Consider the following 21788-nt stretch of genomic DNA (forward strand, 5'->3'; position numbering starts at 1 on the left):
AGGTCGACGATGCCGCGGTGATGGAGGCTGTGGAAGGGTTCCTCGAGCCGGGTGGGGACGGGACTCCGTCGGTGGGTGAGTTCCTCGCCCATGAGGTGGGTGGGATTCTTCAGATCTCCCCGGATGCGGCGTTGGAGAAGATCGGAACGGTTCTGGATGTGCGGTTCCGGTTCCCCGCATTGTGGGAGGCCTTCCTGTCGGGGAATCTTCGCTGGTGGCAGGTCGCGGAGGTGGTGAACCGACCGTCGGTGTCCCAGCTGAATGCGGAGGCTGCTGCCCGGTTGGATCGGAAACTCGCGGTGGCGTTGAGGTTGTGGTCGTGGCAGCGGATCCGCCGCAACCTCGAAGCCTGGATCATCGCCGCCGACCCCGACGCAGCGAAAGAGCGGGAGATCCAGCAGCGGGAGAACCGCTATGTGGCAGTCGATACCGTCAAGAACGGCCACTGCGCGTTGTATGGGCTGTTGGATCCCCGCGACGCCATCGACTTCGATCATGCCCTGACTGAGGTGGCGAAAACCCTCCCCACCGAGGCGGGGGATCTGAAACAACGCCGCGCCGCGGCGGTCGGTGTCCTCGCGAGACGGGCGGGTGGGCAGGAGATGCTGCCCCAGACCACCCTCATCGTTCACATCAATGCTGATGATCCCGCTCTGGATCCGGATGCTGAGGGCTCGGGTGTGGCGGAGGTCGAACGGTGGGGCGCCTTCCTCACCACACGACTGCCGGAATTCTTGAAGGACTCGAAGGTCACCGTCCGACCCGTGGTCGATCCACTGCGCCATGCTCCGGAGGATCTCCATGACCCGTCGCTCGGGTTGCGGATGGCAGTCACCGCATTGATGCCAGTCGATGTATTCCCCTACGCCTCCCGCACCTCCAGGGCCTGTGATCTGGACCACACCATCCCCTACCGCGACGGGATTTCAGGGCAGACCAGGTGGGGGAATCTGGCGCCGTTGGCCCGCAGGTCACATCGGGCGAAGACCTTCGGCGGCTGGACACTCACTCAACCAGCGCCGGGCTGGTTCCACTGGCGCTCTCCAGCAGGGTTTGAGTATCTCGTCCATGCCACCGGCGGCACGATGTGTCTCCGAACTCCGGAACCAGAACCCAGGGTGGAGGAACCACCCCCACCCTGGCTCGACCCACCCGAACCCCCAGAGACCAGGCCGGTCGAATCCGAGGCCTGGGAATGGATCCAATACGCCCTCCACTGAACACCCTCTTCCCACCCCGCTGGTCGAGCCGAGGGGCCCTTTCCCTCCGTTGGTCGAGCCGGGACCCGAAATGAAGTGGAGGGGCCCGTGTCGAGACCTGGTGAGAGTTCGCGGGGACCGTTGCGGAGGTCTCGACACGAGGCCTGCGGCCTCGGCTCGACCAGCGGAAAGGTGTCGATCTGGGTGCCCGTGCTCCCGTGGCCGGTTCTCCCGTTCCCCGTTGGTCGAGCCGGGTCCCGGAACGCAGTGGAGGGGCTCGTGTCGAGACCCCGTGAGGATTCGCTGGGACTGTTGTGGAGGTCTCGACACGCTCGCTTCGCTTCGCGGCTCGACCAGCGGACAAGTGGCGATGCTCCCGTTCCCCGTTGGTCGAGCTGAGGGCGTGGCGCGCCCGATTGTCGAGACCCGGTGAGAGTTCGCAGGGACTCTTAGAGGGTGCGCGGATAGGCGCATCTACTGCGGTCGCCCCGGTGACCCCCTGACTTCGTTGTCCTCCTCGAACGCACGATCCAGTGCGCTCTTCGTCGTCCGCCTTGTCAGGAGGCCACCGTGACGATCCTCGTCACGATCCCCCTATCCGCGCACCCTCTTACAGAGGTCTGGACACGGACGGCTCGACCAGCGGAGAAGAGTCACGAATGACCTCCTCAGCACCCCTGGGTTCGCCTGCCTTACGACGGGTTCGCCTGCCTTGGGTTGGAAACGCCTGCCTTCTTTCACTTTGCCTGCCGAACTAGACAGGCGAGCCGTGGAAATGGCAGGCGAAACAGCGTCAAGGCAGGCGAACCGGCGGGATGGGGGAAGTGGGCTGTGGTACGCGGGATGCTGAACGGTGGCGGGCCGGCCCGCATGTGGCCCCGGTCGATCCGGTGCTACGCCTCGTGGACCCGGTTCGTCAGTGCCCCGCGGGCCGCCCAGAGGAACAGGTCCCCCGTCGGGCCGGTCAGGGTGGGCATGGTGGGGCCGCGCCCGATGGTGCGCGTCAGGCCCTCGTCCGTGCGGATCCTCACCGGGCCGATGGGAGGTTTCACGCAGGTGATCTCGAAGTCCAGCAGCCGACGTGCGATCTCCGGGTCGAGGTCGATGCCCTCGTCCGCGGGTTCGAGATCGAAATGATGGAGAACGACCTCCCGCAGCCGCACCAGCGGCAGCTCATGGACCGCGATGTACAGGCCCGGACGCAGGTGGAAGGCCCCGGTCAGGTCGGTCAGCTTCGCCAGTTCGTCGTGGAGTTCCCCCGCACTCGTGTCGAGGGCGATCTGGATGTCCAGGCCGTCCGCCGTCGCGAGAACCTCGTCCTCGTCACCGAGGCTGGGTTCGAGAAGATCCGGCGATGTGCCCGCCAGGAGCTCTCGGGCGATCCGGGTGAGGTTCCGTGCCCCCGTGATGAGGTGGGCCGCGACGTGAGCGCGACTCCAGCCGGGCAGCATCGAGGGCGCACACCAGTCGTCCGCGGAATACGTGATGGTGCGTCCCAGCAGCAGGTGGGTTCGGTCCCGGATGGCGTGCAGGACAGCTTCAAAGGGGGACTGTGCCTGGTCGGGATCGCCACTGGACATGCCGACAAACCTAGCAGCCTCCGCGTCCGTCGGTGCACCGGCATAGCATGAGGTCTCGTGAAAGCACGACCGTCCTCCCGTGGCCTGCTCGTCCGTGGCGCCAGGGTCCACAACCTCAAGAATGTGTCCCTCGACCTGCCGCGGGACGCCCTCATCGTGTTCACGGGGCTCAGCGGGTCGGGGAAGTCGTCGCTGGCCTTCGACACGATCTTCGCGGAGGGACAGCGTCGTTACGTCGAGTCGCTCTCGGCCTATGCCCGTCAGTTCCTCGGCCAGATGGACAAGCCGGACTGCGACTTCATCGAGGGCTTGTCGCCGGCCGTCTCCATCGACCAGAAGTCGACCTCCCGGAACCCCCGCTCGACGGTCGGCACCATCACCGAGGTGTACGACTACCTGCGGCTGCTGTTCGCCCGGATCGGAGTCCCGCACTGCCCGGAGTGCGGTGCCCCCATCGGCAAGCAGAGCCCCCAGCAGATCGTCGACCGGCTCATGGGGATGCCCGAGGGCACCCGGTTCCAGGTGCTGGCCCCCGTCGTGCGGGGCCGCAAGGGAGAGTTCCTCGAGGTGTTCCGACAACTCGTCACCGACGGGTACGCGCGGGTCCGGGTGGACGGCGAGATCCATCCGCTCACCGAGGTGCCGCCGCTGGATCGGAAGCGGAAGCACGACGTGGACGTCGTGGTGGACCGGGTCGTGGTGAAGGAATCGGCCAGGCAACGCATCACCGAGTCGATCGAGGCGGCCCTCCAGCTCACCCAAGGGGTGGTGGGTGTCGAGTTCGTCGACCTGCCCGCCGACGACCCGGAGCGCGAGAAGCGGTTCTCGGAGAAACTCGGCTGCCCCAACGAGCACGACGTCGCCATCGATGAACTCGAACCCCGCCAGTTCTCCTTCAACGGGCCGTGGGGCGCCTGCCCGGAGTGCTCCGGGCTCGGCACGATGCTGGAACCGGATCCCGAACTCATCGTTCCCGACGAGTCGCTCAGCCTGCTCGACGGGGCCATCGCGCCCTGGAACACCCCCCACCTCAAGGGACACTTCGAGCACGTGCTCGAGGCCCTGGCGCTGGAGTACGGGATGGACATGAGGGCGCCGTGGCGCAGCCTGTCCGCGGCCCACCGCAAGGTGCTGCTCCACGGTGTCCCCGGGGCCGTCACCGTCTCCTTCCGGAACCGGTTCGGGCGGGTGAGGTCCTTCTCCCAGAAGTACGAGGGAATCATCCCGTTCGTCAAGCGCCGCCACGGCGAGGCGGAGACCGACGCGGGGCGGGAACGCTGGGGCGGCTACATGCGGGAGATCAACTGCCACGGCTGCGGCGGCGCCAGGTTACGGCGGGAGAGCCTCTGCGTCACCGTCGACGACCGCACCATCGCCGAGGTGGCCGACCTGTCCATCGGCGACGCGTTCGCCTGGCTGGATCGGCTGCACCTGTCCGAGCGGGACGCCCGGATCGCCGAACGGGTGGTCAAGGAGATCCGGGAACGGCTCCGGTTCCTCCTCGACGTCGGGCTCGACTACCTCACCCTCTCCCGCGCCGCGGGCTCCCTCTCCGGCGGCGAGGCGCAGCGGATCCGGCTCGCCACCCAGATCGGTTCGGGACTCGTCGGCGTGCTCTACGTCCTCGACGAACCCAGCATCGGGCTCCACCAGCGCGACAACCTCCGACTCATCGAGACCCTCATCAGGCTCCGCGACCTGGGCAACACCCTCATCGTCGTCGAACACGACGAGGACACGGTGCGGGCCGCGGACTGGGTGGTCGACATCGGCCCCGGGGCGGGGGAGTACGGCGGAGAGGTGGTCGTCTCGGGCCCGGTGACGGACCTGCTCGCCTGCGAGGAGTCGCTGACCGGGCGGTACCTCTCGGGTCAGCTCGCCATCGACGTGCCGTCAGTGCGTCGCCCCGGCAACGGCAAGGCGGTGACCGTCCTCGGGGCGAGCGAGAACAATCTGCGGGACATCGACGTCGAGTTCCCGCTCGGGAGGCTCGTCGCGGTCACGGGGGTCTCGGGGTCCGGCAAGTCGTCGCTCGTCAACTCCATCCTCTACACGGCGGCGGCGAAGCAGATCTACAACGCCAAGGCCGTCCCCGGAAGGCACCGTTCACTCAAGGGGCTGGAGCACCTGGACAAGGTGATCCAGGTCGACCAGTCGCCGATCGGACGCACCCCCCGCTCCAACCCGGCCACCTACACGGGGGTCTTCGACAAGATCCGCAGCCTCTTCGCCACCACCCCGGAGGCGAAGGTCCGCGGCTACCAGCCGGGCCGGTTCTCATTCAACGTCAAGGGCGGCCGCTGCGAGAACTGCACCGGCGACGGCACCATCAAGATCGAGATGAACTTCCTGCCGGACGTGTACGTGCCGTGCGAGGTGTGCCACGGGGCACGGTACAACCGCGAGACCCTCGAGGTGCACTACAAGGGCAAGTCGATCTCCGAGGTGCTGGCGATGTCCATCTCGGAGGCGGTGACGTTCTTCGAGTCCATCCCCGCCATCGCCCGGCACCTGCGGACCCTGGAGGAGGTCGGTCTCGGCTACGTCCGCCTCGGACAGCCGGCGACCACCCTGTCCGGCGGCGAGGCGCAACGGGTCAAGCTGGCCGCCGAATTGCAGAAACGGTCCACGGGCCGCACCCTCTACGTGCTCGACGAACCCACCACCGGCCTCCACTTCGAGGACATCCGCAAGCTGCTCGCCGTCCTGCACCGGCTCGTCGACGCGGGCAACACCGTCGTCGTGATCGAGCACAACCTCGACGTCATCAAGGCCGCCGACTGGATCATCGACATGGGGCCGAGCGGCGGGTCACGGGGCGGGCAGGTCGTGGCCGTCGGCACACCCGAGGAGGTCGCTGCGACGGAGGGCTCGGCGACGGGCGAGTTCCTCGCCCCGCTGCTCAACCGTCAGTGACCAGCCGGTACGTCGTCCAACCGGTGCTGAACCCGACCGCGACCAGGTCCGGGCCCAGGGCTGCGAGACACAGGGTGGCGCCGATGCGCCGCTCGGCGAGGAGTTCTCCCTCCCGGTGCCAGGCTCGCAACCATCCGTCCTTGTCCACGGTGACCAGGATCTCCCCTGAGGGGCCCAGGGCGACGACGTCGAGCGGCATCGCCTCGCCGGGCATCGGGATGCGGGCCAGCTCCTCCCCGAGGTGGGGATCCCAGATGTGCAGGGCCGCGTCGTTGCCGAGCGTGGCCAAACGGCCCCCATCGAGCGGGAGCAGACCATCGTGGAACGATCCTTGCTCCTTGGCGCCCGGGAACAGCTCGCCCAGCAGCCCACCCGCGGCGTCCCACAGCAGGACCGCGTCCTCGAAACCCGCACTGGCGATCCGGACGGTGCCATCGGGCTCGGTCCAGGTGGCGGTGGAGAGCACCCAGTCGGTGTGACCGGACCATGGTTCCCCGAGCTGCCCGCCGAGGGGATCCCACAACCGCAGGGTGTGGTCCTCCGCCCCCGAGAGCAGACGCGATTGACCCTCCATCCCCACCGGGACGAGGCAGGAGACCCAGTCCTCGTGCCCCCGCAGCACGTTGAGCACCTGCCGGGTGCGGAGGTCCCACACGACGATGGTGCGGTCGTCGCCGGCACTGGCCAGCAGGTGCCGCCCATCCGGGGCGACCAGGGTGACCAGGGCCCGCACCGCGTCGGTGTGTGCGTGGAGGGCTTCACCCACCGGTTCCCCCGTCGCCGGGTCCCAGACCTGGATGACGCCGGTCACGTCCCCCGTCAGCAGGAGAGCGCGACCGTCGAGGGTGACCGGCGCGACGGCGAAGACCGGCTGGAAGGAGGGTTGGGTGACGGGCAGCAGGGCGGGATCCCACAGCCACAGCATCCCGTCGGCGTCGCCGACGACGAAGCCGCCATCGGGCGTGGTGGCCATCGCGGAGCAGTCGTGGGGCCTGCACACCGGGCGGCAGCGGACCCGGCCGGTGCCGGGGTCGATGAGCCGGAAGCCCCGGACATCCCCCGCGACGGCGAGCTCGTCACCCGACGTGGTCGGCAGGGCCGCCCAGAGGGGGAACCCGTCAGGGGTGGGCACCACCGTGACCCCGGTCCGATCCAGGAACCGCACCGTGCCGTCGTAACAACTCACCCCCAGCTGCCCACCCCGGATGAGGACCGAGGTCAGGAAACCGCCGCCGGGGTCGATGCTCTGCACCTGGGCGGCGGAGGCGAGGTCCCACAGCCGCAGCCGACCGTCCCCGCCGACGGTGGCCAGCCGGGAGTCGTCGAGGGCGAGGATCCCGCTGACGATGCCCTCATGGCCCTGCAACTCACCGGTCGGCGAGCCGTCGGCGATCCGCCACCACCGGATCCGACCATCCGTGCCACCGGAGACCAGGGTGTCGCCCACGAGGTGGAGCACCGTGACGCCACCTGGATGCGCATCGGGAACCCGCCACCGCTCCTCCGCGACCTCCGGGTCCAGGAGCAGCAGGGTGCCGTCGGCGAGCCCCACCGCGATGCCCTCGTCGGGTGCCGCAACCGCGAGGACGGGAACGTCGAAGCGGCACCAGCCCAACTCCCAGGTGTTCGGATCCGAGGCGATGACCGCGCCGTCATCGGCGCCTGTGACGAGCCGCCAGGAACCATGTGGACGGTGTTGGACCACGATGGCCCTGATCGTGGAGTCGTGCACCAGGTGGTGCCGGTTCGGTGGGGTCGGGTGCCTCAGCTCACACACCTGCCGCCACGCCGCCGGGGTCATGGGAGATCCAGCCGCCTCTGGAAGGCGGCCAGTGGTCGCTCCGAGATGAGCACGAACCGGATCAGCTCCAGGCTGCCGGGATCGTTCTGGGCGGTCCGGGCTGCGGTCACCGCGGCCGCGGCCACGTCATGGATGGACCAGCCGAAGGCCCCGGCCGAGACCGCGGGCAGGGCCACGCTCGCGCAGCCGAGTTCCTTCGCCAGCCGCAGTGAGTTGTCGAACGCGGCCCGCAGCAGCGCCGGGTCGTCCTGGCCGGCTCCCCGGTTCGGTCCCACCGTGTGGATCACCCACGAGGCGGGCAGGTCGAAACCGGGGGTGGCGACGGCCTCACCCACCGGCAGCCCCTTGCGATGCGTGGTGTCACGCAGTTCCCGGCAGGCCGCCAGCAGCTGCGGACCCGCGGCCCGGTGGATCGCCCCGTCGACGCCGCCCCCGCCCAGCAGGGTCCAGTTCGCGGCATTCACCACGGCATCGACGGCCTGCGCGGTGATGTCCCCGATCACCGCCTCGATGACGGTCATGGCTGCTCCTCTCAGAGATGGGTGGCCAACAGTTCGGCCAGGCTCATCGCATCACGATCCGCCAGACCCTTGAGCTGGGTCCGGCAGCTGAACCCGTCGGCCAGCACGATGGCCTCCGGGTGCGCGGCGACGGCGGGCCCGAGATCGTGGTCGAAGACCTTCACGCTCACGTCGTGGTGGCCGATCTCGACGCCGAAGTTCCCCGCCAGTCCGCAGCAGCCGCCGACCCGGATCAGCTCGGCCCCGGAGCTCGTCAACAACCGGTGATCGGCCTGCCAGCCGATGACCGAGGCGTGGTGACAGTGGGGCTGCGCGACGATGGTGTGACCGCTGAGGTCCGGAACCCGGAAGTCCGGGTCCGCGGTCAGGAACTCGGCGAGGGTGAGCACGGCGCCGTTCAGGGCCTCGACGTTCGGGTCGTCGGGAAGCAGCTCCGGGGCGTCGGAACGCCACACGCTGGTGCAGCTGGGCTCCACCCCGACGACGGGGATGCCCTCGGCGACCACGGGAGCCAGGGCCGCGGCTGCGCGGGCCAGTTGCCGGCGGGCGCCGTCGAGCTGCCCCGTCGAGATCCAGGTCAGGCCGCAGCAGGCGGTCTCCTGCAGCACCCGGGGCTCGTACCCGAGGCGGGCCAGCACCTGGACCGTCGCGGCGAAGGAGGTCGACTCGAAGCAGTCGCTGAACGAATCCACCCAGACCAGCACCGGCCCCTTGGGGCCCCCCGTGGGCAGCGGGGTACGACGCCGGGCAGCCCTGGCGGCGAAGCGGGGGATCTGGCGGCGGCCGTCGACGCCGGCCCCCCACTTGAGGAGGGCGCCGAGCCCAGGGGCGCGTCCGACGAGGTTGATGAGGGCCCCCAGCCCCGGCACCCGCGTGATGATCCGTCCCCAGCGGGGCAGCCAGCCGAGCGAGTAGTGGTTGCGGGGACGGAGCCTGCCCCGGTACCGCTCGTGGGTGACCCGGGCCTTGTAGGCGGCCATGTCGATGCCGGTCGGGCAGTCCCGGGCGCAGCCCTTGCAGCTGAGGCACAGCTCCAGCGCCTCCGCCACCTCGGGGGAGCGCCAACCCTTGGTCACGAGGGAACCGTTGACCATCTCCTGGAGGATGTGGGCGCGACCCCGGGTTGAGTCCTTCTCCTCGCGGGTGGCCTGGAACGACGGGCACATCACCCCGCCGGAGGCGGTCGTGTTCGACAGGCACTTGCCGACCCCGGAGCACTGGTGCACCTGGGTGACGAAGTGGGGGTCGGAGACGTTGAGGGGGGAACGAGTTGCCGCCACCATCCGGAGATTGGCGTCGGTGGGGTCGGGATCGACGAGCACCCCCGGGTTGAGGAGGTTCTCCGGGTCGAACAGGTGCTTCACCGCCGCGAAGAGCCGCAGCGCGTCGGGGGAGTACATCCTCGGCAGCAGCTCCGAGCGGGCCCGGCCGTCGCCGTGTTCCCCCGACATGGAGCCGCCGTGGGAGGCGACCATGTCGGCCGCCTCCAGCATGAACGCCCGGTAGCGGGCCTGCCCGTCCGGGGCCTCGAAGGGGAAGTCGATGCGGGCGTGGACGCAGCCGTCGCCGAAGTGCCCGTAGGGCAGGGAGTGCAGCCCATGACGTTCGAGCAGGGCCTCGAAGTCGCGCAGGTAGGCGCCGAGCCGTTCCGGGGGCACCGCGGCGTCCTCCCAGGAACCGTACGCCGGTTTGTCGAGGGACACCCCGGCCAGGCCCGCGCCATCGGCTCGGAGCTTCCACAGCCCCGCCGCCCGGGCCGGGTCATCGACGATCCATCCGGCCTTCGTCGCCGCCTCCGCCAGCAACGCCTCGGCGCGGCCCCGGATCTCGACGGGGTCCTCGCCCGCCAGCTCCACGAACATCCAGCCCTCGCCCTCGGGCAGTTCGCCGACGGCCTCGCGGCCCTGCTTGCGGATGACCACGTCGACGATGCGGCGGTCCAGGCCCTCGCAGGCCGTCGGTTTGAACCTCAGCAGCCGGGAGATGTCGTCGCCCGCATCCGGCATGGACGGGTAGCCGAGGGCCACCATGACCCGATGTGCGGGGTCCGGGGCCAGTCGGACGGTGGCGCGGGTGATGACGCCCAGGGTCCCCTCCGTCCCCGCGAAGAACTTCGGCACGTCGAAGCCCTTCTCCGGAAGGAGATGCTCGAGGGAATAGCCGGACACCTGGCGGGAGAACCGTCCGAACTCGGTACGGATGGTACCGAGGTTGCCCATGACCAGATCGCGGAGCTCGGGCAGGTCCTCGCGACCCAGCAGCCGCAGCTGCCCGTGGCCGTCGATGATCTCGAGTTCCACCACGTTGTCCGCCATGCGCCCGTAGCCGAGAGCGCGGGGACCACACGCGTTGTTGCCGATCATCCCGCCGACGGTGCACCGCGACGACGTGGACGGGTCAGGGCCGAGGCGCAGCCCGTGGGGTGCGGCCGCCTGCTGGAGGGACTCCTGGACCACACCCGGGTCGATGACGGCGGTGCGGGCCTCCGGGTCGATGGCGTGGATCCGGTTCAGGTGACGGGCCACGTCGATGACCAGTCCCTCGCCGACGGCGTTGCCCGCACAGGACGTCCCGGCACCCCGGACGGTCACGGGAATGCGGCAGCGCAGCGCCGCCTGAACCAACGTGATGAGCTCCTCACGGGTGCGCGGCCGTGCGACCGCCAACGGAGCCACCCGGTACAGCGAGGCGTCCGAGGAGTACAACGCCCGGGTCAGGGTGGAGTCATCGACGAGGTGGGCCAAGGGGCCCAGGGCAGCGCGGAGACGGCTCGTCACGCCTCCTCATACTAGAGGGTGCGCGGAGAGGAGCATCCACTGCGGTCGCCCCCGATCCTCCTCACCGATCACCCTCGTGGTCGGGGACGGCCAGGATGGCCTCGCTCGCCCGACCGACGACCGTGAGGTCCTCCGGATCCACGACATCGACGAGGATGCGCCGCACCGCGGCCACGTGTCCTGGTGCCACCTTCTCCAGGAAGGCCAGACCGGCTGGTGTGAGTTCCGCGAGCACCCCGCGTCCATCGGCCGAGCAGTTCTCCCGGCGGGCATGACCTCGTGACTCCATCCGTTTGATCGTGTGGGTGAGGCGGGATCGGGACTGGCTGACCGCGTCCGCCAGTTCACTCATCCGCAGCTTGCGCTCCGGCGCCTCGGAGAGCCGAACCAGGATCTCGTACTCGGCAAGATCCAGACCGGCGCGACGCAGATCGGCATCCAGGTAGTTCTGCATCCGATGCGTCGCACTCAACAGGTTCCGCCAGATCTTCTGTTGTTCGGCATCCAGCCAGCGCACCTCGTTCATCATGTCATCCTATCGGCAGTGCCTGATCACGTCAGCCTGTGGATCAGGGGCCTCCATTGCACTAGGCTCACTGCGCAATATCAACGAGGAGGGGCCATGAGCCTGCAGGACGACCTTCTGAACTTCGCCAACTCGGTGGGGGACATGTTCCGCAACCGCGTCGCGACGACCCCGGATGCGCTCGCCTTCATGGATCCCGATCGGGCCCCGGAGGGTCCCAACACGTGGCACCGCCTCACGTGGTCCCAGGCCCGCACGCGGGTCGATGAACTCGCGGCCGGACTCATCGCGCGGGGCCTGGGGTATGAGGAGCGGGTCGGGATCATCAGCTCCACCCGGTTGGAGTGGATCCTCGTGGACCTCGCCGTCGCCTGCGCCGCAGGGGCAACGACCACCGTGTACCCCAACACCGCCGAGGAGGACGTCGACTACATCCTGACCGACTCGGGGTCGGTCATGGTGGTGGTGGAGAACGCCGATCAGCTGCGGAAGGTGGAGGTCTCCGCCGCCCTCGCATCGCAGATCCACACCATCGTGGTGCTGGACGTCGAGGGAGTGACGCTCAGTGACCGGGTCATCTCCTACGAGCAGCTCGGTGAGCTCGGGCGCCAGCGCCTTGCCCAGGATCCCGAGGCCGTCGATCGCGCCATCGCGAGCACCTCCAAGGACACCCTGTCCACCCTCATCTACACCTCCGGAACCACTGGCCAGCCGAAGGGGGTGCGGCTCCTGCACGCCTCGTGGATCTACGAGGGGGCGGGAACCAAGCACTGGGAGATCATCGACCACACCGACCTGCAGTACCTGTGGTTGCCGCTCTCGCACGTCTTCGGCAAGGCGCTCATCGCCTGCCAGATCGCCTACGGCTTCGCCTCGGCCGTCGACGGGCGGATCGACCGGATCGTCCAGGGGCTCGGCGAGGTGAGGCCGACCTTCATGTGCGGGGCACCCCGGATCTTCGAGAAGGTGCGGGCCGCGGTGCTGACGAGCAGCACCGGGATCAAGGGCAGGATCGCCCGGTGGGCCTTCGCCGTCGGGCGGGACTCGCGCAGCTACCGCCTCGAGGGCAGGCCCATGCCGAGGGGGCTGGCCCTGCGCTACCGGATCGCCGACAAGCTGGTGTTCTCCAAGCTCAAGGAGAAGCTGGGTGGCCGCATCAAGTTCCTCATCTCCGGTTCCGCGAAGCTGTCGAGCCAGGTGCAGGAGTGGTTCTACTCCGCGGGGATCCTCATCATCGAGGGGTACGGCGCCACGGAGACCTCTGCCATCGCCTTCCTCAACGTCCCCTCCGAGCCACGGTTCGGTTCCGTCGGCAAGGTCATGCCGGGGATCGAGACCCGGCTCGCGGACGACGGGGAGGTCCTCATCCGCGGCCCCATCGTCACCCCCGGCTACCACAACCTGCCGGAGGTCACGGCGGAGGCCTTCTCCGACGGCTGGTTCCACACCGGCGATCTCGGCGAGTTCGACCAGGAGGGCAACCTCACCATCACCGACCGGAAGAAGGATCTCTTCAAGACCTCCGGAGGCAAGTACATCGCGCCCCAGAAGGTGGAGAACGCGGTGACCACGAACATCCCCTACATCTCCCAGGCCATCGCGGTCGGCGACGGGAGGAAGTACTGCTCCGCGCTGCTGGTCCTCGATCCCGTGCTGCTGCAGAAGTGGGCCGACAAGCATCAGCTCGGACATCTCAGCTATGCGGAGCTGAGCCAGCGTCCCGAGATCCACGCGTCCATCGAGCGCCAACTCCAGAAGGCGAACTCCCGCCTGGAGCGGTGGGAGACCATCAAACGGTTCGCGATCCTCGACCACGAACTCACCGTCGAGAACGACGGGGTGACCCCGAACATGAAGATCCGTCGTTCGGCCGTCACGCAGCGTCACGCGGACCTCATCGAGTCGCTCTACGACGCCGAGGACTGAGATGTTCGCCACCATCATCGGGCTGCGGTGGTCCGACCTCGACGCCCAGGGGCACGTCAACAACGCCCTCGTCGCCGACTACCTGCAGGAGGCGCGGGCGGAGTTCTTCCGGGCCGGTCCGTGCTCCGACCTGCTGGACTCCGGCGTCGTCGTGGTGGGGCACCAGATCCGCTACGACGCCCCGATCTCGTACTCGGATGACGGGGTGCGGGTGTCGCTGTGGATCTCCCAGCTGGGTGGGGCCCGCTTCAAGGTGGCCTATGACCTCCATCAGGGCGACACGCGCGTCGCGACCGCGCGGACGGTGCTCTGCCCCTTCGACTTCGACGCCGGCTCTCCGGTCCGGCTCTCCCAGGCGGATCGGGAATGGCTCGGCTCCCACCGCGCCGAGACGGAGCCCCTGCGGGAGCTCGACGCCCCCGAACTGGGGGAGGCAGGCACCGTCACGCCGTGCCCGATCCGCTGGTCCGACCTCGACTCCTACGGTCACGTCAACAACGTCAAGGTGTTCGACTACCTCATGCAGGCACGCATCACCGCCACCACCGCCTGGGACCCGGCCATGACCCGGTCGGGGGCGGGGGAGTCCAGCCTCACCTGGCTCATCGCCCGCCAGGACGTCGACTACGTCAACCAGATCCCCCACCGGATCAGGCCGTACGCGGTGCGGACCGCCCCCGTGGCCCTCGGCAGATCGTCCATCACCCTCGCCGGGGAGGTCTTCGATCCCGACGACGGCACCCTGTTCGCCCGTGGCCGCACCATTCTCGTCGCCGCGACCGGCGCCGACGAGGTGCCCACGAAAACCGACCTGCCCGAGACGCTCCGCGCCACCCTGACCGCCAGGCTCGTCACGGCTCGATGACCAGACCCTGCGGGTGGATCCTCGCCCCCGATTGACGCATTTCTTGGTGCAGCGGATGGGCGGTGGCCCGCTCCCCGTCGATCTCCTCGATCCGGAACCGCTTCAGCCTGCCCTCGGCGACGGCGGCCACGAGGCAGGACACGACCCGGCTGGCCGCCCCCTCCCGCTGGAACAGCGTGAGGCTGCGCAGCCCCCGCCCCAGATGCGCGAGGCACTCGCCGTCCGAGAGCACCACCAGGGATCCGGTGGCCCTGGTGGGTCGGGCGCTGGGATGGGACGGCCAGGCCAAGGACTGCCCGTACGGGTTCGCGGGATCCTGGGCGGCGAGCAGGTGGGCCGTCGGGTCGCCGTGCTCCCGGAACGGGGCCGTGCGCTGCGTGAAGTCCGGTGGGGCGAACTGCGCCGGGCCGAGCCCCTCGACGAAGACCCCGCGATCGACCACCCCCTGCGCCTCGAGCTGACGCAGGTCCCGGTAGACGGCCGACCAGCCGCCCGGCAGCCCCGTCGCGACGGGGCGGGTCACCAGCCCGAACAGTCCGAGCCACTGCGCGAGGAACACCTCCGCTCCGGTCGGCTCGTCGCGGACCGCGTACCAGCGTCCCGGCAGAGCGGCGCTGCCCGGGGCGGGACGAAGGGGTCGGGCCATGCGGCGCCGGGTGGGGCGCGGTGTCGGCGTGACCCGCGGCATCGCCCCGAGCAGGGCTCGCAGAGGATCCATGGATCCGGGCGCGATCGTTCCCGCCGCGGCCGCCGCCCACGCCTCGTCGGCCCGGTCGGTGGGGATGATGCCGTCGCCGAGCTGCGCGGCGAACTCCCGCGCCGCGTCCTCCGGATCGGGGCGTGGCGGCAGGAGATCGAGGTCGCGCACGTCCACGATGGCGACGGGCGGATCCTCGCCCGTACCGAAGACCCGGATGACGGCGGCCCCCTGCGCGAGGAGCAGGTCGAGATCCTGGGGCCGGTACCCGGGACACCGGGAGGGCAGCAGGTGCGTCTCCCACAGACTCGCGGGCAGGACCGTTCCCGCGAGCACGCCGAGCGCCTCCAGCACCGAGTCGCAGCTGCCGATGCGGTGCACCTCGGTGAGGAGGAACCGCGCGTAGGCCCTCCCCGGCAGCGGGGTGACCCCGGCCCTGGCCTCGGCGAGGGACCGCTCGACGAGGCGCTGCCAGACCCCGGCGTCGCAGTAGTGGACGCCGTGCCCGGTGCCCAGCCTTCCCCGCACGAGGCGGCCTGCGGAGACCTCCGCGTCGAGGAGCCGCTCCGCCGTACCGTGCTCGATGCCGAGGGAGGCGGTCAGGTCGGCGACGCGGAAGGGTGGGCGGGTGCGGGCGAACCGGTCCACCAGCTGCACGAGCGGGTCCCGCCCCGGAACCTCCCCGGGAGCCCCGGTGAACAGTGGCAGGTCGCTGCGGGCGACGATCCGGGTCACACCGGCCAGCTCGACCTCGGCCCAGGCCGGCGGCAACTCGGCGGGCAGCGGGACGTCCGAGCGGGCGGCGAGCTCGTCCCTGGTCAGCGGGCCGAGCCGGCGGGGCAGGTCGAGGAGTTCGTCGAGGTCCTGCGCCCTTCGCCCCGGCAGGGTGTGCTGGAGTTCACCCCACAGCCGTTCGACGACGGCGTCGTCGAGGATGCGGGACGGATCGCGGCCCAGCCCGAGGGCCTCCAGCGATTCCGCGTCCAGTGCGAGCCCGGCCCCGCCCCGGTCGCCGACGGGAAGGTCGCCCTCGTACATGAAGGAAGCGGCGTACCGGTGCAGCAGGGAGGCGGCAAAGGGCGACGGCGAGGCGGTCACCACCTCGACCACCCGGTGCCGACCCCAGGCCAGGTTCTGCAGCAGGTCCTTCAGCGCGGGGAGGTCCCATTCGTCGTGCAGCAGTTCCCGCACCGCCTCGACGGTGATGGGGAAGCGGGGGTGCCAGCGGGCGACCTGGTGGAGTTGGGCGGCCCGGTTCCGCTGCTGCCACAGTGGCATGCGTCTGCCGATCCGGCGCGGCAGCACCAGGGAGCGGGCCGCCGCGTCACGGAAGCGTGCCGCGAACTGCCCGGTGGTGGCGATCCTCTCGACGACGATGTCCTCGATCCGCTCCGGTGGGACGTGCACCAGGTCGACGAACTGCTGCGGCAGTTGCCCGTCCGGGAGCCGGAGGATGATGGCGTCGTCGGCGACGATCGGCCGGGCATCCACCCCGGAGCACTCCTCGATCGCTGCCGCCATCGCCACGGCCCAGGGCGTGAGGACGGCCCTGCCGAGCGGGCAGTGGACGATGACCCTCCAGTCGCCCAGCTCGTCGCGGCACCGTTCCACCACGACGGTGCCGTCGTCGGGGACGACGCCGGTGGCCGACATCTGGTCGCGGACATGGGCGAGCAGCTCCGCCCGGGTCGCCTCGTCGATCCACGGCACCTCCAGCCGGTCCTCGCCGGAGGCGACGCGTCGGGTCAGCTCCCCGATGCGTCGCCCGAGCTCGGCGGGGCGCGACGGCTCCTCGCTGCGCCAGAACGGCATCCGCCCGCTGAGCGGAGGTGCGGGTACCACACGCACCTGGTCCCGGGTGATCGCCACGACCGTCCACGAGGAGGCGCCGAGGGTGAACGTCTCACCGACGCGGGTCTCGTGCACCATTTCCTCGTCGAGTTCCCCGACCCGACGTCCCGGCCCCTCCGCGTCGTCGAGGAAGACCCCGTAGAGTCCGCGGTCCGGGATGGTGCCGCCGGAGGTGAGGGCGAGCCGACCGGCGCCGCGCAGTGGGAACAACCGACCGTCCCTGAGGGTCAGCCGGGCCCGCAGCTCCGCGAAGTCCGCGCTCGGGTAGGTGCCGAGCAGCAGGGTCAGGACGTCGTCGAGGGAGCGTTGCGTGAGGTGACGGTACGGGTGGCTCCTGCGACAGGCCCGCAGCCACGTCGCCACCTCGAGCCCGGTCCCCGGATGTGCGGCCGCCTCCGCCACCGTCTGCTGGGCGAGCACGTCCAGCGGGGTCTCGGGGAGGTGGACCTGTTCGATCCGCCCCGCCAGCAGGTCCCCCGTCGTCACGACGGCGGCCGCGAGTTCACCGCGGTGCAGCACCTCGATGCGGCCCCGGGAGGTCGCCCCGACCTGGTGCCCGGCCCGGCCGACCCGTTGCAACGCGGAGGACACCGACGGGGGCGCACCCACCTGGATCACCTGCTCCACGGCCCCCATGTCGATCCCGAGCTCCAGGGTGGCGGTGGCGACGACGGCTCGCAGTCGCCCCTGCTTGAGGTCGGCCTCGATCTCCTCGCGCAGGTGTTTGCTCACCGAGCCGTGGTGGGCGCGGGCGATGAAACCGTCGCCCCCGCGTTCCGCCCACAGCTCGTTGAGGCGGCCGGTGAGGGTCTCGGCGGTCCGTCGCGCGTTCGTGAACACGAGGGTGGAGCGCGCCGCCAGCACGTCGTCGAGGATGCGTTGGTGGATCGTCGGCCACGGGTCCGTCAGGGGTGCGGTGCGCACGGCGACGTCCCAGTCCTTCGTCGCCTCGGGGGCCACGACGGTGACGTCCCGGTCGCCGCCCAGGAACCGGGCGATCGCGTCGACGGGCCGCACGGTCGCGGAGAGGGCGATGCGTTGGACGTCGCGGCCGACGAGGAGGTCCAGTCGTTCCAGGCTGAGTGCCAGGTGGGAGCCGCGCTTCGTGCCCGCGACGGCGTGGATCTCGTCGACGATGACGGCAGCCACGTCCCGCAGCGTCTCGCGGGCCGACGAGGTGAGCATGAGATAGAGGGACTCGGGTGTGGTGATGAGCACATCGGGTGGGTGCCGTTTCAGGCGGGCACGTTCGCTGGCGCTGGTGTCGCCGGAGCGGACCCCGACCGTGACCGGCTGGAAGGGGGCTTCGCTCAACCCTGCCTTCTCTGCCAAGCCGGCGAGGGGCTGCGCGAGGTTGCGTTCGACGTCGACCCCGAGCGCCTTGAGGGGGGAGACGTAGACCACCCGGGTTCCCGTGCCGGTTCGGGGCTGGAAGGCGAGGCGATCGAGCCAGTGGAGGAACGCGGCGAGGGTCTTGCCGGAGCCGGTGGGGGCGATGACGAGGGTGTGGTCCCCGGAGCGGATGGCCTGCCAGGCCCCCTGCTGCACGCTGGTGGGGGCGTGGAAGGTCGAGGTGAACCACGACCGGGTGATGGGGGAGAACCCCGCGGGCAGCTGCGTCATGACCCTCCCTTCGCCACAGCCACAGAGTAACGATGTCGCGGAATGGTTCGAGAAGATTGCGGAAATGTAACAGTTCGCGCAAAGTCGATCGCCAGTACGAACGATTGGGAGCGTGAACATTGATCGACAATTGCGCACCTGCCTATCGTGATCGCACACGAGGAACAGCTCCTGTTCACCACTGATCCAAGGAGATATCAATGCAGATGAAGCGACTGCTCGCGGTCACCGGACTGCTGTCCGCCGCAGCCCTGGGACTGACAGCCTGTGGTGGCTCGGCCACTCCCGCTGCCACGACCGGCTCGTCCAAGGCCGTGGAGTCGAAGCCGTCGACGGATTCCGGCAAGGGCGAGGTCGTTGAGATCGAGTACCTGCACCGGCTGCCCGACGGTGAGGGCATGACCAAGGTGGCCGACATCGTGGCCCAGTGGAATGCGGAGCACCCGGAGATCCAGGTCAAGTCGACCAAGTTCGACGGCAAGGCCCCCGAGATGATCGCCAAGCTGGAGCAGCAGGTCTCCGCGAACTCGGCCCCCTGCCTGGCGCAGGTCGGCTATGGCGAGGCCCCCGAACTCTTCGTCAAGGGCCTGCTCGAGGACGTGACCAGCGAGGCCGAGAAGTACAAGGACAAGTTCAGTGGCGCCTACGGTCAGATGTCCGTCGGCGGCACCATGGTCGGCCTGCCCCAGGACACCGGCCCGCTCATCTACATGTACAACGAGGCCGAGTTCGCCAAGCTCGGGATCACGGTCCCGACCACCTCCGACGAACTGCTGGCCGCTGCGAAGACCGCCGCTGCCGCAGGCAAGTACATCCTCGACTTCGAGACCGACGAGATGGGCTACTGGATGTCGGCCCAGGCCGCGAGCGCGGGAGCCGTCTGGTACACCGCCAAGGACGAGAAGTGGGTCGTCGACACCGCCGACGCGAAGACCGCCGTGGTGGCCGACTTCTGGCAGCAGGCCCTCGATGCCAAAGCCACCCTCACCCTGCCTCGCTGGACCGACGAGTACGACAAGGCCCTCGTCGACGGGACGCTCATCGGCAACATCGCTCCCGCCTGGGAGGTCGGCTTCGCCCTCGACAAGCTCGACGGCACCCCCGCCGAGGGCCAGTGGCGCGTCGCGCTGCTCCCGACCTTCGGCGGGTCCGCCATGACCGGGCCCGACGGCGGCTCCGGCGTCGCCGTCATGAAGGGCTGCGCCCACAAGGCTGAGGCCATGGAGTTCAATGCCTGGTTCAACACCCAGATCGACGCCCTCGCCTCGCAGGGTCTGCTGCCCGCGGCCAAGGGTTCCGTCTCGACGCCGGAGAAGACCCTCAAGCAGTTCGGCAACCAGGATGTGTTCAAGGTCCTGTCCGAGGCCAACGGCCAGCTCGCGCCCGAGTGGGGGTACATCCCCGGCTTCTCCGCCGTCGGCCCGAGGATGAACGAGAAGGCCACCGAGGTGGCCGCGGGAACCGCGAAGGTGGTTGACATCTTCACCGTGGCCAAGGAGGTCTCCGTGCAGTCGCTCAAGGACGCGGGCCTGCCCGTCGCCGAGTGACCCGAGTGAACTGAGGGGTCGGGGTCGGGCGCGCCGTCCCGCGGTGGCGCCCGACCCCGACCCCCATCCGGAAAGGTGCCCCATGTCCACGACCGTTGACCGTCCGCGACGGCGGATCAGCCGCCAAGCCAGACATCAGGCCATCTCGGGGTGGCTGTTCGCGCTGCCCTTCGTGCTGCTGTTCTGCTTGGTGTTCATCGCCCCCATCGTCGTCTCCGTCATCGAGGGCTTCCATCGGAACCTGCCGAAGGGCGGGGGACTGTTCGGTGGCGGCGAGCTCGTCCGGACGTTCGTCGGCTGGCAGAACTTCCAGGAGGTTGCCGCGAATCCCGCGTTCTGGGCCGGCGTGGGCCGGGTGATGCTGTTCGGCGCCTTCCAGATCCCGATCATGATCGGGGCGGCGCTTCTGCTGGCCCTGCTGCTGGACTCCTACCTGGTGAGGCGGCCGGGGCTGTGGCGGCTCGCCTACTTTCTTCCCTTCGCGGTTCCGGGACTCGTCGCCGCGATCCTGTGGCGCTTCCTGTATCAGCCGACGCTGTCCCCGTTCGCGGGGGCCCTGCCCTTCGACCTGTTCGGCGAGAACATCATCCTCGCGTCCATGGCCAACATGACGACGTGGACCTACACCGGCTACAACATGCTCATCTTCCTGGCCGCCCTGCAGGCGATTCCCGGGGAGCTGTACGAGGCCGCCCGGATCGACGGGGCCTCCGGATGGCGGATCACGACGAGGATCAAGATCCCCCTGGTGCGTGGCGCCGCGCTGCTGGCGGTGCTCCTGTCGATCATCGGCACCATCCAGCTGTTCAACGAGCCCGCCGTCCTCCAGCACGTCGCGACGTGGATGCCGCAGGACTACACCCCCATGATGATGGCCTACAACACCGCCTACGGTGCCCTGACCCCGGGTGGGCCCGGACCCGCATCCGCCGTGACGATCCTCATGGCGCTGGTGGCGGGGGTGCTCGCCTTCGTCTACGCCATGATCCAGAGGAAGGTGGACTGACATGGCCACGCCGACCGCTACGACCCGGGACGGCCTCGTGTACCGGCCGTCGATCCCCAACCAGCCGCCGCGCTCCATCGCCCCGTCGACGACGGCGAGGAACCTCACGACGGTGCTGCTGGTGTTCGTCGCCGTGTACTTCCTCATGCCCATCCTGTGGCTGTTCTTCGCCTCCTCGAAGTCGAACAGTGGGATGGTCAGTTCCTTCGGGTTCTGGTTCGCGGAGGTGAACTGGGCCTCGAACTGGAACCTCCTCATGGAGTGGACGAACGGGATGTTCCCCCGCTGGGTGCTCAACTCGGTGTTCTACTCGACGGTGTCGGCGGCCGTCGGCACAGTGGTGTCGGTGGCCTGCGGGTACGCCATCGCGAAGTTCGCCTTCCCCGGTCGCCACGTCATCCTCGTGGTCATCATGATCGGGCTCCTCATGCCGGTGGCCCTGCTGACGGTGCCGCTCTACGTGATGTTCCTCCACGCGGGGCTCGTGAACACGGTGTGGGCGATGCTCATCCCGTCGATGGTGAGCCCCTTCGGTGTGTTCCTCGGCCAGGTCTACGCCAAGGCGTCTGTTCCGACCGAACTGCTGGAGGCGGCGCGCATCGACGGCGCGGGTGAGGCGCGGATCTTCTTCACCATGGTGCTGCGCCTGCTGGCCCCTGCGATGGTGACGATCTTCCTGTTCATCTTCGTGGCCACGTGGAACAACTTCCTGCTGCCGCTCATGATGTTCGACGACCCGGCGCTGAAGCCGGTCACCCAGGGCCTCTACGGCATGGTCTCCTACTTCGACCCGGAGAAGGGGTCGATCATGCTCGGATCCCTGCTCGGTGTTCTGCCGTTGGTGGTGCTGTTCCTGTTCCTCCAGCGCTTCTGGGTGAGCGGACTGGCCGCTGGAGCCGTGAAGGGCTGACAGCATTCGAACCGCGCCCAATGCCTGTTGACGAGGCGTCTAG

Annotated in this window: 13 protein-coding genes; 7 read left to right on the forward strand and 6 right to left on the reverse strand. The window is 69.3% G+C overall.

Translation table 11 applies throughout. The annotated features are described in order from the left end of the window. Positions 1 to 1220 (forward strand): DUF222 domain-containing protein (locus EII35_RS09095; protein ID WP_148098938.1); only part of this gene is annotated, 1220 nt, incomplete at its 5' end. A gap of 872 nt (positions 1221 to 2092) precedes the next feature. On the opposite strand, the gene EII35_RS09100 is transcribed toward EII35_RS09095, so the two are convergent. Continuing rightward, complete coding sequence (locus tag EII35_RS09100) at positions 2093 to 2779, reverse strand: maleylpyruvate isomerase family mycothiol-dependent enzyme (protein WP_125228156.1); 687 nt, start codon at positions 2777 to 2779, stop codon at positions 2093 to 2095. A gap of 57 nt (positions 2780 to 2836) precedes the next feature. On the opposite strand from EII35_RS09100, the gene uvrA reads away from it, so the two are divergent. Then, positions 2837 to 5695, forward strand: coding sequence for an excinuclease ABC subunit UvrA (gene uvrA, locus EII35_RS09105; protein ID WP_260465082.1), 2859 nt, complete (start codon positions 2837 to 2839; stop codon positions 5693 to 5695). Here the strand turns inward: uvrA and EII35_RS09110 are convergent. From EII35_RS09110 to EII35_RS09125, 4 genes are all read right to left on the reverse strand, one after another. Continuing rightward, positions 5682 to 7496: a WD40 repeat domain-containing protein gene (locus EII35_RS09110; RefSeq protein ID WP_125228157.1), complete on the reverse strand. Its 1815-nt coding sequence runs from the start codon at positions 7494 to 7496 to the stop codon at positions 5682 to 5684. The two genes, uvrA and EII35_RS09110, sit on opposite strands and share 14 nt — an antisense overlap. After that, on the reverse strand, positions 7493 to 8017 hold the full coding sequence (locus EII35_RS09115) for an O-acetyl-ADP-ribose deacetylase (protein WP_125228158.1): 525 nt from the start codon (positions 8015 to 8017) through the stop codon (positions 7493 to 7495). The genes EII35_RS09110 and EII35_RS09115 overlap by 4 nt, the downstream gene beginning before the upstream one ends. Positions 8018 to 8028: 11 nt before the next feature. Then, positions 8029 to 10794 (reverse strand): FAD-binding and (Fe-S)-binding domain-containing protein, encoded by a 2766-nt coding sequence (locus EII35_RS09120; RefSeq protein WP_125228159.1) that lies wholly within the window; start codon positions 10792 to 10794, stop codon positions 8029 to 8031. A 61-nt stretch (positions 10795 to 10855) separates the two neighbouring features. Continuing rightward, a complete protein-coding gene (locus EII35_RS09125) occupies positions 10856 to 11323 on the reverse strand; it encodes a MarR family winged helix-turn-helix transcriptional regulator (protein WP_312019300.1) in 468 nt (155 codons plus the stop codon). Between the two features lie 93 nt (positions 11324 to 11416). On the opposite strand from EII35_RS09125, the gene EII35_RS09130 reads away from it, so the two are divergent. After that, positions 11417 to 13246 carry an AMP-dependent synthetase/ligase gene (locus EII35_RS09130; protein ID WP_125228160.1) on the forward strand — a complete coding sequence of 610 codons (1830 nt, stop codon included), beginning with the start codon at positions 11417 to 11419 and terminating at the stop codon, positions 13244 to 13246. A gap of 1 nt (position 13247) precedes the next feature. Then, on the forward strand, positions 13248 to 14111 hold the full coding sequence (locus EII35_RS09135) for an acyl-CoA thioesterase (protein WP_125228161.1): 864 nt from the start codon (positions 13248 to 13250) through the stop codon (positions 14109 to 14111). Here the strand turns inward: EII35_RS09135 and EII35_RS09140 are convergent. After that, positions 14098 to 18282: a DEAD/DEAH box helicase gene (locus EII35_RS09140; protein ID WP_185744246.1), complete on the reverse strand. Its 4185-nt coding sequence runs from the start codon at positions 18280 to 18282 to the stop codon at positions 14098 to 14100. The two genes, EII35_RS09135 and EII35_RS09140, sit on opposite strands and share 14 nt — an antisense overlap. 200 nt (positions 18283 to 18482) lie before the next feature. Here EII35_RS09140 and EII35_RS09145 point away from each other — a divergent pair, with 200 nt between their 5' ends. From EII35_RS09145 to EII35_RS09155, 3 genes are all read left to right on the forward strand, one after another. After that, positions 18483 to 19829, forward strand: coding sequence for an ABC transporter substrate-binding protein (locus EII35_RS09145; RefSeq protein ID WP_125228163.1), 1347 nt, complete (start codon positions 18483 to 18485; stop codon positions 19827 to 19829). An 82-nt stretch (positions 19830 to 19911) separates the two neighbouring features. Further along, a complete protein-coding gene (locus EII35_RS09150) occupies positions 19912 to 20835 on the forward strand; it encodes a carbohydrate ABC transporter permease (RefSeq protein WP_125228164.1) in 924 nt (307 codons plus the stop codon). 1 nt (position 20836) lies between these two features. Next, complete coding sequence (locus EII35_RS09155) at positions 20837 to 21745, forward strand: carbohydrate ABC transporter permease (protein WP_125228165.1); 909 nt, start codon at positions 20837 to 20839, stop codon at positions 21743 to 21745. The last annotated feature ends 43 nt before the right edge of the window (positions 21746 to 21788 follow it).

Source organism: Arachnia propionica, assembly GCF_003932785.1.
Taxonomy (GTDB): domain Bacteria; phylum Actinomycetota; class Actinomycetes; order Propionibacteriales; family Propionibacteriaceae; genus Arachnia; species Arachnia propionica_B.

What these genes read in the sequence shown, in the direction of transcription:
- EII35_RS09135 (WP_125228161.1), top strand. Translation starts at nt 13,248, where the DNA reads ATGTTCGCCACCATCATCGGGCTGCGGTGGTCCGACCTCGACGCCCAG.
- EII35_RS09125 (WP_312019300.1), bottom strand. Translation starts at nt 11,323, where the DNA reads ATGATGAACGAGGTGCGCTGGCTGGATGCCGAACAACAGAAGATCTGG.
- EII35_RS09100 (WP_125228156.1), bottom strand. Translation starts at nt 2,779, where the DNA reads ATGTCCAGTGGCGATCCCGACCAGGCACAGTCCCCCTTTGAAGCTGTC.
- EII35_RS09110 (WP_125228157.1), bottom strand. Translation starts at nt 7,496, where the DNA reads ATGACCCCGGCGGCGTGGCGGCAGGTGTGTGAGCTGAGGCACCCGACC.
- EII35_RS09150 (WP_125228164.1), top strand. Translation starts at nt 19,912, where the DNA reads ATGTCCACGACCGTTGACCGTCCGCGACGGCGGATCAGCCGCCAAGCC.
- EII35_RS09140 (WP_185744246.1), bottom strand. Translation starts at nt 18,282, where the DNA reads ATGACGCAGCTGCCCGCGGGGTTCTCCCCCATCACCCGGTCGTGGTTC.
- EII35_RS09155 (WP_125228165.1), top strand. Translation starts at nt 20,837, where the DNA reads ATGGCCACGCCGACCGCTACGACCCGGGACGGCCTCGTGTACCGGCCG.
- EII35_RS09115 (WP_125228158.1), bottom strand. Translation starts at nt 8,017, where the DNA reads ATGACCGTCATCGAGGCGGTGATCGGGGACATCACCGCGCAGGCCGTC.
- EII35_RS09130 (WP_125228160.1), top strand. Translation starts at nt 11,417, where the DNA reads ATGAGCCTGCAGGACGACCTTCTGAACTTCGCCAACTCGGTGGGGGAC.
- EII35_RS09145 (WP_125228163.1), top strand. Translation starts at nt 18,483, where the DNA reads ATGCAGATGAAGCGACTGCTCGCGGTCACCGGACTGCTGTCCGCCGCA.